At 54.6% G+C, this 15,028-nt stretch carries 13 protein-coding genes; 11 read left to right on the top strand and 2 right to left on the bottom strand.

Annotated elements, in window-relative coordinates; translation table 11 throughout:
• Positions 1–173 precede the first annotated feature (173 nt).
• The gene (locus LNA76_RS01530; RefSeq protein WP_376914083.1) at positions 174–521 is read left to right on the top strand and encodes a DUF2325 domain-containing protein; all 348 of its coding nucleotides are present in this window, start codon (positions 174–176) and stop codon (positions 519–521) included.
• Between the two features lie 109 nt (positions 522–630).
• Here LNA76_RS01530 and LNA76_RS01535 read toward each other — a convergent pair whose 3' ends face one another.
• Positions 631–1,350, bottom strand: coding sequence for a C40 family peptidase (locus LNA76_RS01535; protein ID WP_395013561.1), 720 nt, complete (start codon positions 1,348–1,350; stop codon positions 631–633).
• 334 nt (positions 1,351–1,684) lie between these two features.
• Between LNA76_RS01535 and LNA76_RS01540 the strand changes: the two genes are divergently transcribed.
• The 3 genes from LNA76_RS01540 to LNA76_RS01550 all read left to right on the top strand — a co-directional run bounded on the left by LNA76_RS01540 (position 1,685) and on the right by LNA76_RS01550 (position 6,144).
• Complete coding sequence (locus tag LNA76_RS01540; protein WP_230017710.1) at positions 1,685–3,001, top strand: MFS transporter; 1,317 nt, start codon at positions 1,685–1,687, stop codon at positions 2,999–3,001.
• A 96-nt stretch (positions 3,002–3,097) separates the two neighbouring features.
• Positions 3,098–5,083, top strand: a complete 1,986-nt coding sequence (gene acs / locus LNA76_RS01545) for an acetate--CoA ligase (RefSeq protein ID WP_230017713.1) — start codon at positions 3,098–3,100, stop codon at positions 5,081–5,083.
• A 164-nt stretch (positions 5,084–5,247) separates the two neighbouring features.
• Positions 5,248–6,144 (top strand): DMT family transporter, encoded by an 897-nt coding sequence (locus tag LNA76_RS01550; RefSeq protein ID WP_230017715.1) that lies wholly within the window; start codon positions 5,248–5,250, stop codon positions 6,142–6,144.
• A 157-nt stretch (positions 6,145–6,301) separates the two neighbouring features.
• On the opposite strand, the gene LNA76_RS01555 is transcribed toward LNA76_RS01550, so the two are convergent.
• Positions 6,302–7,948 carry an electron transfer flavoprotein-ubiquinone oxidoreductase gene (locus LNA76_RS01555; protein ID WP_162496901.1) on the bottom strand — a complete coding sequence of 549 codons (1,647 nt, stop codon included), beginning with the start codon at positions 7,946–7,948 and terminating at the stop codon, positions 6,302–6,304.
• A 182-nt stretch (positions 7,949–8,130) separates the two neighbouring features.
• Between LNA76_RS01555 and LNA76_RS01560 the strand changes: the two genes are divergently transcribed.
• The 7 genes from LNA76_RS01560 to LNA76_RS01590 all read left to right on the top strand — a co-directional run bounded on the left by LNA76_RS01560 (position 8,131) and on the right by LNA76_RS01590 (position 15,000).
• The gene (locus LNA76_RS01560; RefSeq protein ID WP_108727741.1) at positions 8,131–8,553 is read left to right on the top strand and encodes an acyl-CoA thioesterase; all 423 of its coding nucleotides are present in this window, start codon (positions 8,131–8,133) and stop codon (positions 8,551–8,553) included.
• A 122-nt stretch (positions 8,554–8,675) separates the two neighbouring features.
• The gene (locus tag LNA76_RS01565) at positions 8,676–9,374 is read left to right on the top strand and encodes a CoA transferase subunit A (protein WP_094197279.1); all 699 of its coding nucleotides are present in this window, start codon (positions 8,676–8,678) and stop codon (positions 9,372–9,374) included.
• A 19-nt stretch (positions 9,375–9,393) separates the two neighbouring features.
• On the top strand, positions 9,394–10,047 hold the full coding sequence (locus tag LNA76_RS01570; RefSeq protein ID WP_042482349.1) for a CoA transferase subunit B: 654 nt from the start codon (positions 9,394–9,396) through the stop codon (positions 10,045–10,047).
• Positions 10,048–10,140: 93 nt separating this feature from the next.
• Positions 10,141–11,919: an aminopeptidase P family protein gene (locus LNA76_RS01575; RefSeq protein WP_230017716.1), complete on the top strand. Its 1,779-nt coding sequence runs from the start codon at positions 10,141–10,143 to the stop codon at positions 11,917–11,919.
• 147 nt (positions 11,920–12,066) lie between these two features.
• Positions 12,067–13,713, top strand: coding sequence for a CTP synthase (locus LNA76_RS01580; protein WP_094197277.1), 1,647 nt, complete (start codon positions 12,067–12,069; stop codon positions 13,711–13,713).
• 131 nt (positions 13,714–13,844) lie between these two features.
• Positions 13,845–14,696, top strand: coding sequence for a 3-deoxy-8-phosphooctulonate synthase (gene kdsA / locus LNA76_RS01585; protein ID WP_166726999.1), 852 nt, complete (start codon positions 13,845–13,847; stop codon positions 14,694–14,696).
• 19 nt (positions 14,697–14,715) lie between these two features.
• On the top strand, positions 14,716–15,000 hold the full coding sequence (locus LNA76_RS01590; RefSeq protein ID WP_094197276.1) for a DUF1330 domain-containing protein: 285 nt from the start codon (positions 14,716–14,718) through the stop codon (positions 14,998–15,000).
• Positions 15,001–15,028: the final 28 nt, after the last annotated feature.

The raw sequence follows: 15,028 nt of genomic DNA on the forward strand, positions 1-15,028 counted from the left end.
GGTAACAGAGCCATCGTGATCACACGGTGGCTCTTCTTGTTTGTGCTGCCAGCGGATGATTGCAAAGTTGGTAAGACTTATGGTCGAAGGTTATAAGTAAAAATTGAAACAAGCTATCGGCTCAATTGACTATGATAATAAGAATGATTATCATTATCCAACTTTCTTAGCCAATGGAGCTTTCTGTGTCTCAATACGTCAGTGCAGTCGTGGTTGGAGCAGACCGTCTGGGGAATATTCCCGACCTGCTCAAGATCCACAATATTTCGATCAAACACCATATTAGCGGGCGTGATCCCGCGCATCAGAAAAAAACCCTGCAGTTGCCTTCGGGCACCGATTTGTTGATTCTCCTGACCGATTTCCTGGGTCACAACGTCATGAAAACCTTCCGGGCCGCTGCCTTGAAGTCCGGTATTCGAGTGGTCGCCTGCCGACGCTCGGTTTGCAGTATGAAGCAAGCCTTAACCCAATGCGGCTATTGTGAGTCTTGTCCGCTCGGTAAGTCCAAGAGCCACTAGATTGGCGGCATGACTTACTGGGGCAAAGAAGGAGTCTGTAAGAAAAAAAGCCACTGTTTCATCACAGTGGCTTTTTTGTGTATTGCCTGAAATGGCAGCAGGGCGGTCTTTACTTGACGCTACGCAGACGGGCTTCGGATTGCTGGGTATCGGCAGCGGCCAAACGCCGTGCACCGTTATAGCGTTTTTTCCAGTAACCCACTTGCATGCTCTCAACGCGTACTACGGCGCCAGTGCGAGGCGCATGAACAAATTTGTCATCGCCCAAGTAAATGCCTACGTGAGAGAAACGAGCGCCACGGGTATTGAAGAACACCAGGTCGCCTTTGCGCAGCTCGCTACGGTTAACTGAGATGCCTTCTTTAGCAATGTCTTTGGATTGGCGGGGCAGTTTCAGTCCCAGGGATTTTTCAGCGACGTAAGACACCAGGCCACTGCAATCAAAGCCAGTGCTGGGAGCGTCGCCACCAAAGCTGTACTTCACGCCCAGAAAATTAAGGGCAGTGGTGGCCAAGCCATGGTTAGAGGAAGCGTTTCGGCTGCTGCGGCTTTCGGTACGCCCTTGGCGACGATCGCTGCTATACGCAATATTAATGTCGTTGCGAGCGCGATTGGCCAGATACGTACCTAACGGGTCGGACTCGGTCTGGAATTCGTAATCGGCGTAGTAAGCGTGATCCAGCTCTGCACGATCTTTGTTCTGGCTGGACTGTTGAGTTCCAGTGGTGGCGCACCCGGTTAAGGCTAGCGCACCGGCTAACAAAAGATACTTGGCGCTGCGATAAGTAATATGCAAAAGTGCGGGTGGATTCAGGTAATGTGGCGGCATGACCAGGGCTTTTTTAAGGACTTGGTGGGCAGCAGCACAACCTTGATGCCTATTTTTGCTGAAATTAGCAGCAATTGATGGGTATCAGGGCTGTAAGTATGGCTAAAAGCACCATACTTTGCCGAACGTTGCTGTGCGTTGAGTGCTAAGCAGTGTACCGGATGATAATTGCACCGTAAAGCATTGTAGGAGTGTATTTTGCGATTGAATCATACAGTTGCAAAGTGTGGCTGGCAGCGGTTTTCAAGCCCTGTTCATGGGTCCAGTGCTCTTTTGGGTGGCTTGCAGGAAATTAACCGAAATAGAGCGAAGTTTTACTGTTTATAGAGATTGAATGATGCGATTTATAGGACAAGCCCTAGGGAAAGCACTAAATGAAGGAGTACGGCTGCGTGAGTTGTGGGCTTGGGCCATGTACGATTTTGCAAACTCTGGCTACACCACCGTGATTTTGACCAGTGTTTACAGCGCCTATTTTGTAGGTGTGATCGCTGAAGGCCGCAGTTGGGCTACCTTGGCATGGACCTTGGCCTTGTCTGCTTCGTATTTAAGCATCATGTTGACCATGCCCGGACTCGGTGCAAAAGCCGATGCCCGTCAAGGCAAAAGACGGCTTTTGTTTAGCAGCACCATAGGTTGCGTGTTGGCAACCGTGATGTTGTATTGGGCCGGCCCCAATGACATTGTCTGGGCTCTGGTTTTCATTGCGTTATCCAATTATTGCTACTGCATAGGCGAGTCCGTTATCGGCGCTTTTTTGCCGGAAATCGCTCGGCCTGACGCCTTGGGACGAGTCTCCGGTTGGGGCTGGGGTTTTGGCTATTTTGGGGGCATGTTGGCTTTGGGGCTGTCTCTCGGTTTCTTGACCTGGGCAACGTCGCAGGGCTGGACGGCTCAGGAGTATGTACCGGGCATTGCTTTGATTACGGCTACCTTGTTTGCTCTGTCGGCCTTGCCTTCTTTTTTGTTTCTGCGCGAACGCAGTGCACCTAGTGGCGCAGAGCAGCAAGGCATGCTGTCGCGTTTGATTGCATCGGCGCGCGATGTGCATCAGCATTTTCCCGATTTCCGCACCTTATTGTTGTGCGGTGCTGCCTATCAGGCCGGGATTGCCGTCATTATTACCTTGTCAGCGGTGTACGCCACTGAGGCCATGGGCTTTACGATGGCGCAAACCATGGCCTTGATTTTTACCGTCAATATCGCGGCAGCGGTGGGGGCGTTGCTGTTTGGCCATGTACAAGATCGCATTGGCCATCGGCGTGCGTTGGCACTGACGCTGTGCGCTTGGCTAGTCATGGTGGGGATTGCGGTCAGTACGCGTTCTTTGGCCGGATTTTGGACCGCAGCAGCCGTTGCCGGGCTATGTATAGGAAGTAGTCAAAGTGCGGGTCGGGCCATGGTGGGCTTGTTGGCACCCAAGAGCCGTTTGGCCGAGTTTTTCGCCTTGTGGACCTTTGCCATTCAGTTGGCTGCCGTATGTGGTCCGCTGTCTTATGGTCTGGTGACTTGGCTAAGTGGTGGAAACCACCGTTTGGCTCTGGCCTGCACGGGATTGTTTTTTCTGGCGGGCCTGCTGATCCTGTCGCGTTTGAATTTTCCGCGTGGCATTTTGGCTAAGAATCAAGCCGATCTCAGTTGTCAGGATTGAGTAAGTAAGGCACGTTACGTTTATATAAAATTAAGCTGGGCTGCCCTTGCGCATCCCAAAAAAAACACCAAATCTGGAAAATAAAGGAGCCAAACTATGAGCGGTCCAACGTCTATTGAATCCGTCCTGTCGGAAAGTCGGGTATTTCCCGTGTTCCCGGATCTGGAACGCGATGCTCGCATCGCTGGCATGGCAGCCTACCAGGGGCTTTGTCAGAAGGCCGAGCAGGATTATCCCGGCTACTGGGCGGAGTTGGCCCGTGATCGTCTGGTCTGGACCAAGCCTTTCACCCAGGTTCTGGACGATAGCAAGCCCCCGTTTTACAAGTGGTTCCATGATGGTGAGCTGAACGTCTCGGCTAACTGTCTGGACAAGCACCTGGGCACACCCACCGAAAACAAAACCGCGCTGATCTTTGAAGCTGACGGTGGCGAAGTCACTAAAGTGACCTTCCGCGAGCTGTACGAACAAGTTTGCCAGTTTGCCAATGGTTTGAAAGCCCTGGGCTACAAAACCGGCGAACGCGCCCTGATCTATATGCCCATGTCGGTGCAAGCCATTGTGGCCATGCAGGCATGTGCCCGTTTGGGTATTACCCACTCTGTGGTGTTTGGTGGTTTCTCGGCCAAGAGTCTGCACGAACGTGCGGTGGACGTGGGCGCTACCTTGGTCATTACCGCTGACGAGCAACGTCGCGGTGGCCGTGCCATCCCTTTGAAAAATGCAGTTGACGAAGCCCTGAGCGGAGGCGACTGCGAAGCCGTGCGTCACGTTATCGTGTACAAGCGTACAGGCGGGCCTGTTGCCTGGCACGAAGGCCGTGACCTGTGGTGGGAAGATGCCGTCAAGGGCCAAAGCAGCGATTGCCCAGCCGTGTCCGTGAATGCAGAACACCCTCTGTTTGTTCTGTACACCTCTGGCTCCACTGGCAAGCCTAAAGGCGTGCAGCACTCTTCGGCTGGCTACCTGCTAGGTGCCATGCTGAGCGTACAGTGGACCTTCGATGCCAAAGACAGCGATGTGTTCTGGTGTACAGCCGACATCGGTTGGGTAACAGGCCACACCTTCATCACCTACGGCCCTCTGGCCGCTGGCGTGACACAAGTCGTGTTTGAAGGCGTGCCTACCTATCCGGATGCTGGCCGTTTCTGGAACATGATTGAGCGCCACGGCGTGACGGTGTTCTACACGGCACCTACCGCTATTCGCTCCTTGACCAAGGCAGCCGAAGCGGACGAGGCCATTCACCCCAAACAATACAATCTGGATAGCCTGCGTATTATTGGTTCGGTGGGCGAGCCCATCAACCCTGAAGCTTGGATGTGGTATTTCAAGAATGTGGGCCGCGAGCGTTGCCCCATTGTGGATACCTGGTGGCAAACTGAAACGGGCGGTCACGTCATTACTCCCTTGCCAGGCGCCACTCCATTGAAACCCGGCTCCTGCGGTTTGCCATTTCCCGGCATGGATGTGGCGATTGTGGATGAGGTAGGTGAGGAGGTCGAACGCGGCAATGGCGGTTTCCTGGTCATTCGCAAACCTTGGCCCAATATGATACGCACCATCTGGGGTGACCCGGATCGCTTCGTGAAAAGCTACTTTCCGCCTGAGCTCAAAGGCTATTACCTGGCCGGTGATGGTGCGCAGCGTGATACCGACGGCTATTTCTGGGTCATGGGCCGTATTGACGATGTGTTGAACGTCTCGGGCCACCGTTTGGGCACGATGGAAGTGGAGTCGGCTTTGGTTGCCCACCCACTGGTGGCTGAAGCGGCTGTTGTGGGCAAGCCTGACCCAACGACGGGTGAAGCCATTGTGGCGTTTGTGGTGCTCAATGGCGATCTGCCATCGGGGGAAGAGGCCGACAAGGTTGCCGCCGATCTGCGCAATTGGGTAGGCAAGGAAATTGGTCCTATCGCCAAGCCTCGTGAGATCCGCTTCGGCGAGAACCTGCCCAAGACACGTTCGGGCAAGATCATGCGTCGTTTGCTGCGTTTTGTTGCCAATAACGAGCCGATCACGCAAGACGTATCCACGCTGGAAAACCCAGCAATTTTGGATCAGTTGTCCGAAGCACACTAAGTTTTTTGGTAGTTCCTGTTTGACCCTGGTTTCTTTCCGGAGCCAGGGGTTTTTTTATTGCTTCTGATTATTGTGTCTTTGAGACCTGCTCAATACGGAATTAGCCTAGCATTGAGTCCGTGGTCAAAACATCGGTCCATGAATTCAAAGAAAAGGGGAAAGGTTTGAGTGGGGAACAGCAGGCAGACAGGGGTGCTTTGGCGCTGATGGGTTTGGTGGTGCTGACCTGGGGCATGAGCTGGGTCGTGATGAAGGCGATGACCCTCTACATCGGGCCAGTTGATCTGATTGCAGCACGCTATGCAGTGGCATTCGTTTTCTTATGGTTGGTGCTGCGTCTTAAAGGTGGACATTTGCGGCCCACACCCTGGAAGCTGAGTCTGGGTGTGGCCATTTTCCAGACCACTGGATTTCAGCTGCTTAGCCAGTTTTCCTTGCAGGTGGGTGGGGCGGGCAAGATGGTTGCCCTGGCTTACACCATGCCCATCTGGATCTTGTTGCTGTCCTGGCCCATGTTGGGACAGCGTCCCCAAAAGCGCCACGTAATGGGTATGGTGCCTGCGATTTTGGGTTTGATGCTCCTGATCGCGCCTTGGAAGGGAATGGGCGGCATACTGGGTTCTGTTTTGGCAACGCTCAGCGGTGTGAGTTGGGCCTTGGGGGCAATTTACTCCAAGCAGCTATTTGAACGTCATCGTGTTGAGCTGCTTAACGCCACAGTCTGGCAATGCCTTTTGGGAGTGGTCATTGTCCTACCCTTGAGTTTCTTGATCCCCCAGCGCTCTTTGGTGATGGAGTGGCAAATGTTCAGCGGTGTGCTGTATCTGGGTGTGATCGCCACTGGCGTGGGTTGGTTGCTTTGGATGGCGGTGGTCAGCCGCGTCAGCGCGACCTTGGCTGGTATGTCCAGCCTGGGTGTGCCTGCACTGACCGTTCTGCTGGCCTGGCTGCTGCTGGACGAATGGCCCACTCAATTGGAGTTGATGGGAACTGGCCTGATTCTACTGGGGCTGTTTGTCGTTAACTGGCCCAGCCGATCGCGCAAGTCAAAAAGAACTTAAAAAAACCACCCGCGTGTGAACTGACTATTGTATTTCGCCATGAAAAACACCCTAAAGGTCGGATCAATGTCCAACTTTTGGGGTGCAGTTCAGTGGGTGGTTTTTTTCAGCATCAAACTGTCTGGCCTTGGTGTTATCGCCAAGGCCAGAGTTATTTTTACATGCCGTTGTACACCGGACCTTCACCACCTTGTGGAGGCACCCAGACGATATTTTGGGTAGGGTCTTTAATATCACAGGTTTTGCAGTGCACACAGTTCTGTGCATTGATCTGCAGCTTGTCGTCGCCGGTTTCGGTCTTGATGAACTCGTACACGCCGGCCGGACAGAAGCGGGCTTCAGGGCCACCGTAACGAGCCAGGTTTACGGCTACAGGCACGGATGGATCCTTCAGCGTCAGGTGAACAGGTTCATCTTCTTCGTGGTTGGTGTTTGAAATAAACACGGAACTGAGACGATCGAAGGTGATCTTGCCATCTGGCTTGGGGTAGTCGATGCGGGCGCATTCGGCTGCCGGCTGCAAACAGGCGTGGTCAGGCTTGTTGTTACGTAGCGTCCAGGGCATTTTGCCTTTGAGCAGACCTTGCTCCACAAAGGTCATGACGGACGCAATCGAGCGACCTTTCTTGAACCATTGCTTGAAGTTACGGGCCTTGTTCAGTTCCTCATGCAGCCAGGACTGTTTGAAATTCTCGGCGTATTGCGACAGTTCGTCCTGCTTGCGACCCGCTTGCAAGGCTTCGAAAGCGGCTTCAGCGGCCAGTGAACCGGATTTGATAGCAGCGTGGCTACCCTTGATGCGTGAGGCATTCAGGAAGCCCGCATCACAACCGACCAGTGCGCCACCGGGGAAGCTGAGTTTGGGCAGTGCCAGCAAACCACCGGCCGTCAGGGAACGAGCCCCGTAAGCAATGCGCTTGCCGCCTTCAAATGTGGCGCGCAGGGCAGGGTGAGTTTTGTAACGCTGGAACTCTTCAAAGGGAGACAGCCAGGGATTGGCATAATCCAGACCCACCACCATCCCGACCATGACCAGATTGTTATCCAGGTGGTACAGGAAGGAGCCACCGTAGGTGTCTGAATCCAGAGGCCAGCCAGCGGTGTGAATCACCAGACCGGGCTGGGACTGGGACGGATCGACTTCCCACAGCTCTTTAATGCCAATGCCGTAGCTTTGTGCATTGCGGGATTCGTCCAGCTTGAAGCGTTCGGTCAGCTCACGGCCCAGGTGACCACGCGAGCCTTCGGCAAAAATCGTGTAGGACGCCAGCAATTCCATGCCAGGCTGGTAGTGGGAGGTGTGGGTGCCGTCACGGGCCACGCCCATGTCACCGGTCAAAACACCGCGTACCGCGCCTTGCTCGTCGTACAGAATGTGGGCAGCGGCAAAGCCGGGGAATATATCCACGCCCAGGGCCTCGGCCTGTTCACCCATCCATTGCACGACATTGCCCAGGCGGACGATGTAATTGCCATGGTTCTTGAAGCAGTCGGGCAGCAACCACATGGGAGTGCTGCGTGCGCCTTTTTCGGTCAGGAACAGGAATTTGTCTTCGGTCACTTCTACCGAAATGGGGGCGCCTTGCGCTTTCCAGTCCGGCAACAGTTCGTCCAGCGCGCGCGTATCCATGACGGCGCCGGACAGGATATGGGCTCCCACTTCAGCGCCTTTTTCCAGGATACAGACGCTGATTTCTTGTTCTTTTTCTTGGGCGAGCTGTTTAAGACGTATCGCGGTGGCCAGACCAGCAGGGCCAGCGCCGACGATAATAACGTCATATTCCATCGATTCACGTTCAGACATTGCTGCTGATCTCCTATTACGGCTTAGCGCTTTGTTCTTGATTGTTGGCGGGTGAAATTCGTGTACTGTGCGTACGGTCGATTGTATTGTAGTCTGAGCAATCCCGTTTTGAGTTCAGAGGCTAGGGGGGGTGTCCGTCCGCTTCCGGGTTCATCAGTAAATATCAGTAAGGAGAGCATGTAATGACACAAGTAGTAGATTCTGGTGCAGGAGCCACTTTTGATATTGCCGTGCGCTGGGGCGATCTGGATGCCATGAATCATGTTAACAATACGGTTTACTTTCGCTACATCGAGGAAGCGCGTGTTCAGTTAATGATGAAGCTGGGCATGGTGCCACCTTCTCCACGTACCGGGGTGCTGGCTCATGCCAGCCTGGATTTCCTGCGTTCGATTCTGTATCCGGCGACTGTTCGGATTGTGCATAAATTATTGAAAGTCGGCGGCAGCAGCATTGAGCTGGAAGTCTTTGTAGGTGACGCAAATCAAGCTGATGTCATTTATGCACGTGGTCGCTGTGTGCTAGTGTCCATTAACCCCCAAGGTGGCTCTCAACCTTGGACCGAAGATGAGCGTAAACAGATACACTCGGTTTTTCAGGGTTAAGCTTTACGTATACGGAAAGCGTAGTCAAGTCGTAGAATGCCTGATAGCACCTTATGGTGCATAGCGGCATTATTGGACAAAGTTTGCTGTTTAGGCCAATTAAAGAGTTATTGGAGAGTCAATTGAATAAAGTCTATCCAAGCGCCAAGGAGGCGTTGCAGGGAGTCGTTGCCGACGGACAGACAGTCGCGGTAGGTGGATTCGGCTTGTGCGGAATTCCCGAAGCGCTGATTGCTGCGCTGCGCGATAGCGGAGTCAAAAACCTGACCTGCATTAGCAATAATGCCGGGGTGGATGGCTTTGGTCTGGGTCAGTTGTTGGAAACTCGTCAGATCCGCAAGATGATTTCCTCCTACGTGGGCGAGAACAAAGAGTTTGAACGTCAGTATTTGGCCGGCGAGCTGGAGCTGGACTTCACCCCTCAGGGCACATTGGCTGAAAAGTTGCGTGCCGGTGGTGCAGGCATTCCTGCTTTCTTTACCGCAACAGGCGTGGGCACCATCGTGGCTGAGGGTAAGGAAATTCGCGAGTTCAACGGTCAGCAATACGTGATGGAAGAGGCCCTGGTGCCCGATGTGTCACTGGTCAAAGCTTATAAGGCCGACCGCAGCGGCAACCTGGTGTTTCGCAAGACCGCGCGCAACTTCAACCCGAACGTGGCCATGGCTGGCAAGATCACCATTGTCGAGGTCGAGGAAATTGTCGAGACCGGCAGCCTGGACCCGGATGATGTGCATTTGCCCGGTATTTATGTGCACCGTATCGTGCTCAATGCACAGCCTGAAAAGCGCATTGAACAGCGTACCGTTCGTTCTTCCTGATTAGCGAGGCAAGATAATAATGGCTTGGAATAGAGATCAAATGGCGGCACGCGCCGCCCTGGAGCTTCAGGACGGCTTTTACGTCAACCTGGGTATTGGTTTGCCTACGCTGGTTGCCAACCACGTGCCCGAGGGCATTGAAGTCTGGCTGCAATCGGAAAACGGTTTGCTGGGCATTGGCCCCTTTCCGACCGAAGACAAGATTGATGCGGACCTTATCAACGCTGGCAAGCAAACCATCACCACCTTGCCCGGTTCGTCCATTTTTTCCTCGGCAGACTCGTTTGCCATGATTCGTGGCGGCAAGATCAATATCGCGATTCTGGGCGCCATGCAGGTGTCGGAAAAGGGTGATCTGGCCAACTGGATGATCCCTGGCAAGATGATCAAGGGCATGGGCGGTGCCATGGATCTGGTCGCTGGCGTTGGCCGTGTCGTGGTCCTGATGGAGCACGTGGCCACCAAGAAAGATGGCACGGAAGACCTGAAAATTCTGCCTGCTTGCACCTTGCCCCTGACAGGCGTGGGGGTGGTTGACCTCATCATTACCGATCTGGGAGTGATGGAAGTGACGGAAAATGGTTTAAAGTTGCTTGAGTTGGCACCAGAAGTCAGCCTTGAGTACATTCAGTCCAAGACAGGCGTCCCGCTGGACGTCAGTGCGGTGGCCTGATCGGTCTCTCTGGCTTAAAAAGCTTCGGCGCGAGTCGGAGCTTTTTTTATGTTTGATCGGTGCGTGAACGCTGTTTATGTAAAGGAAGTTGGCATGGCCCATCCCCCCGTTGCCGCACGCTTGCAGGCGCTGCGCGAACAAATGCAATTTCAGTCCGTGCAGGCAAGCATCTGGCCTACATCCGACCCTCATCTGTCTGAATACCTGCCTGATCGCTGGAAAAGCCGTCAGTGGCTCAGCGGATTTGTCGGATCGGCCGGGCTCTTGGTGGTGACGGCCGATTGGGCTGGCTTGTGGACCGATAGCCGTTATTGGGAGCAGGCAGCCAAGGAGCTGGACGGCAGCGGCATTCAATTGCAACGTGCCGGCGAGGTCGGCGTGCCGGAGCCAGCCAATTGGCTGGCGGAGCATTTGCCTGCCCAGTCGCGAGTCGCGCTCGATAGCCAGTCGGTGTCGGCACAAAGTCTGCTGGCCTGGCAAAAGGCCACGCCGGAGCTGGAGTGGGTGCTGGAAGCCGATTTGCTCAGCCCGATCTGGACGGACCGGCCTGCTGCGCCTGTTGGCCAGGTGGTGGAGCATCTGCCCCCTTTTGCCTGCCGTACTCGTCAGGAAAACTTGAGCAGCACCCGGGCCGCCATGCAGGAGCAGGGCGCCCATTGGCATTTGCTGAGCGCACTGGATGATATTGCCTGGACCCTGAATCTGCGCGGCAGTGATGTGTCCTATAACCCGGTGTTCCTGTCGTACTTGTTGATTGGCCCGGATCAGGCATTTCTGTTTGTGGATAGCAACAAGCTGTCGGCAGGCATACAGGAGGCGCTGGCTTTGGACGGCGTGCAAGTTCAAGGCTATACCGAGTTGTCGTCCTTCATGCGTGCTTTACCCGCGTCCATGCCTATCCTGCTGGATATGGCGCGGACCACGGCTTGGGCGGCGCAACTGGCGGCACATTTGAATGTAGTGGAGTACATCAATCCCGCTCAATTGCTCAAGTCCTGCAAGACCGATGCCGAGCTGGATCATGTGCGTGAAACCATGGAAAAAGACGGCGCTGCCTTATGCGAGTTCTTTGCCTGGTTTGAGCAGCAAAGCGACGTGAACGAGCTGGATGTGGATGAACATATCTGCGCTGCCCGTGCTCGTCAGGAAGGCTTTGTCAGCCCTAGTTTTGGCACGATTGCTGCTTATAACGCCAATGGCGCCATGCCGCACTATCAGGCTACCCAGCAGTCCCATGCCCGTATTGATGGCAATGGCTTGCTGCTGATTGATTCGGGCGGGCAGTATCAGGGGGGGACGACGGACATCACCCGAGTGGTGCCGGTGGGGCAGGTATCTGCCGAGCAGATTCGTGACTTCACGCTGGTGCTCAAAGGCATGGTGTCCTTGTCCATGCTGGTGTTCCCGGAAGGCATTGCCGGTCAGCAAATTGATGTGCTGGCGCGTCAGCCTTTGTGGGAACAGGGGCTGGACTTCGGTCATGGCACCGGACATGGCGTGGGGTACTTCATGAATGTGCATGAAGGTCCGCAGTCTATCTCCTGGCGAGGCCGTATCGGACCTCATTCGGCCATGCGTGCCGGTATGATTACGTCCAACGAGCCTGGCTTGTATCGTCCCGGCCAGTGGGGCATTCGTATCGAGAATCTGGTGGCGGCGGTACCAGCCATGCGCAGCGAGTACGGGCAATTTCTGCGTTTTGAAACCCTGACCTTGTGCCCCATTGATACGCGTTGTATAGATGCCGCACTACTGACCGCTGCCGAGCGTCAGTGGCTCAATGAATATCATCAGCAAGTGCGCGAACGTCTCTTGCCCCGTGTTCAGGGTGAGGCACGTACATGGCTTGAGCAAAGGACGCAGGCGATCTGATCGCACCGTCTGCTGTTGTCAATAGTTGCAAGGACAAGTGGTATTTCCGCTGTGAAATGCCACTTGTCGGGTCGCCAAGCATGGGCGCTTGCCGTTATAATCCAAATTTCCCGCTATCGCCTGATTTGACCTCAGGCGCCTTTTATAATGACCACCAAATATGTATTCGTAACGGGAGGCGTTGTGTCCTCCCTGGGCAAAGGTATTGCGGCTGCATCCCTGGCTGCCATCCTGGAGTCCCGCGGTTTGCGCGTGACTATGCTCAAGCTGGATCCCTACATCAACGTAGACCCGGGCACCATGAGCCCCTTCCAGCACGGTGAAGTGTTTGTTACTGAGGATGGTGCGGAAACTGACCTGGACCTGGGCCACTACGAGCGCTTTATTTCCGCTCGCATGCGCAAGGTCAACAACTTCACCACGGGCCAGATTTACGAATCCGTGCTGCGCAAAGAGCGTCGCGGGGATTATCTGGGCAAGACCGTGCAGGTTATCCCGCACATCACCAACGAAATCCAGGACTTCATCATTCGTGGCGCCAAGGCTGCCTACAATGGCGAGGCTGATGTTGCCATCGTCGAGATTGGCGGCACAGTGGGTGACATCGAATCCCAGCCTTTCCTGGAAGCTGCCCGCCAGATGAACCTACGCCTGGGCCGTAACAACACCGCTTTTGTTCACCTGACACTGGTGCCTTTCATTGCATCGGCTGGCGAACTCAAGACCAAACCTACCCAGCACTCGGTGCAAAAGCTGCGTGAAATCGGTATTCACCCCCATGCTTTGTTGTGCCGAGCCGATCGTGTCATTCCTGATGACGAGCTAGCCAAGATTTCGCTGTTCTCCAACGTGCCCATGGACGCCGTGATTTCGGTGTGGGATGCGGATTCCATTTACAAGATTCCAGCCATGCTGCACAAGCAAGGTCTGGACAGCTTGGTGTGCGATGCCTTGGCCTTGTCGCCTCCACCGGCAGATCTTTCCATGTGGGATCGTTTGGTCCAGGCACAGGAGAATCCAGAGCACGAAGTACGCATTGGTATGGTTGGCAAGTACGTAGACCTGACCGAATCCTACAAGTCGCTAAGCGAAGCGCTGGTTCATGCCGGTATCCATACTCGCACCCGTATCAATATCGAGTACCTGGATTCCGAAGTGATCGAGAATGAAGGTACGGATTGCTTGAAAGGTCTGGATGCCATTCTGGTCCCAGGTGGCTTTGGCAAACGTGGTACTGAAGGCAAGATTCGCGCCATTCAATACGCTCGTGAAAACGGCGTGCCATTCCTGGGCATTTGCCTGGGCATGCAATTGGCCGTGGTCGAGTTTGCTCGCAATGTGGGCAATCTGGTGGGCGCGAACTCCACCGAGTTCGATCCATCCGCCGTGCACCCGGTAGTGGCCCTGATTACCGAATGGGCTGATCGTGAAGGTAAGATTGAACACCGTGATGGCACCTCCGATCTGGGCGGCACCATGCGCAAGGGCGCACAGCGTTGCCCCGTGAAACCTGGTTCGCGCGCTGAAGCCATTTATGGCCCAGAAGTCAACGAGCGCCACCGTCACCGTTTCGAGGTCAACACCTTGTACGTGCCGCGCCTGGAAGAAGTGGGTATGGTAATCTCGGCTCGTACTCCTACCGAGAACCTGCCAGAAATCATGGAACTGCCTGATCATCCTTGGTTCATGGGTGTGCAATTCCATCCGGAATTCACCTCGACCCCGCGTGATGGCCACCCGCTGTTTACCAGCTATATCAAAGCTGCTCTGGAGCGCCAGAAAAAAACGGCTTGATAACTTGGTATGACTGAAAAGGCCCGCGCTATGCGGGCTTTTTCATTTAGGCAGACAAGTATGCTGCACGGTGATGCAGCATCGCTGTCTGGAATGTGGGAGAATGCAGCAATACTGAAACGAGGTCTATTATGGATTTATGCGGTTACGATGTTGGCCTGGATCGCCCCTTTTTTCTGATCGCTGGCCCTTGTGTGATTGAGTCGCGTCAAATGGCGTTTGATACAGCGGGTCAACTCGCCGAGATTACCTCGGCTCTGGGTATCCCCTTTATCTACAAAAGCTCGTTTGACAAGGCCAACCGGAGCTCGGATAAGTCCTATCGTGGTCCCGGCATGGCGGAAGGTCTGCAGATTCTGGCGGATGTGCGCTCGCACTACAAAGTGCCGGTCCTGACCGATGTGCACGACAAAGATCAGGTCGATGATGTGGCAGCCGTGGTGGATGTGTTGCAAACCCCCGCTTTTCTATGCCGTCAGACCGACTTTATTCAAGCCTGTGCCGCTACCCTGAAACCCGTGAATATCAAGAAAGGCCAGTTCCTGGCGCCTCAGGATATGGTGCAGGTGGTGGCAAAAGCACGTGCAGCGGCAATGGAAATGGGCGGTGATGGCTCCACCATCATGGTCTGTGAGCGTGGCGCTTCGTTTGGCTACAACAATCTGGTATCCGATATGCGCTCTTTGGCGATCATGCGCGCCACGGATTGCCCGGTCGTGTTCGATGCCACTCACTCGGTGCAGTTGCCGGGTGGGCAGGGCACCTCGTCGGGTGGTCAGCGTGAGTTTGTTCCCGTGCTGGCGCGTGCCGCAGTTGCAGCAGGTGTGGCTGGCGTGTTCATGGAGACTCATCCTAATCCGGACAAGGCCTTGTCTGATGGCCCCAATGCCGTTCCCCTGTCACAGATGTCAGATTTGCTGCGGACGCTGCAACAGATCGATTCGATTGTTAAAAACAGCGGTGCCCTGCAGCACGGCTATTAAAAATAGTTTTGGAGACAGTATGCCTGCATATTTGATTGCGAATGTCGAAGTAAGCAACCCCGAACAGTACAAGCAGTACCAGGAGTTTTCCAGCCTTGCCCTGAAAGCTCACAATGTGAAAGTGTTGGTGCGTGGTGGCGAAACGGTCGCTCTGGAAGGCAATGCGCCTTTGCGTACCGTGGTCATGGAGTTCGACACGCTGGAACAGGCCCAGGCTTTCCATGATTCCGAGGAATACCGTCGTGCCCGTAAAGCGCGTGAAGGTGCGGCCAAAATGACCATGTACGTGGTGCAAGGTCTGTAAAAACAGGCTATTCCATCTAGACAGGCAG

The organism is Alcaligenes sp. MMA (genome assembly GCF_020907215.1).
GTDB lineage: Bacteria > Pseudomonadota > Gammaproteobacteria > Burkholderiales > Burkholderiaceae_B > Alcaligenes > Alcaligenes aquatilis.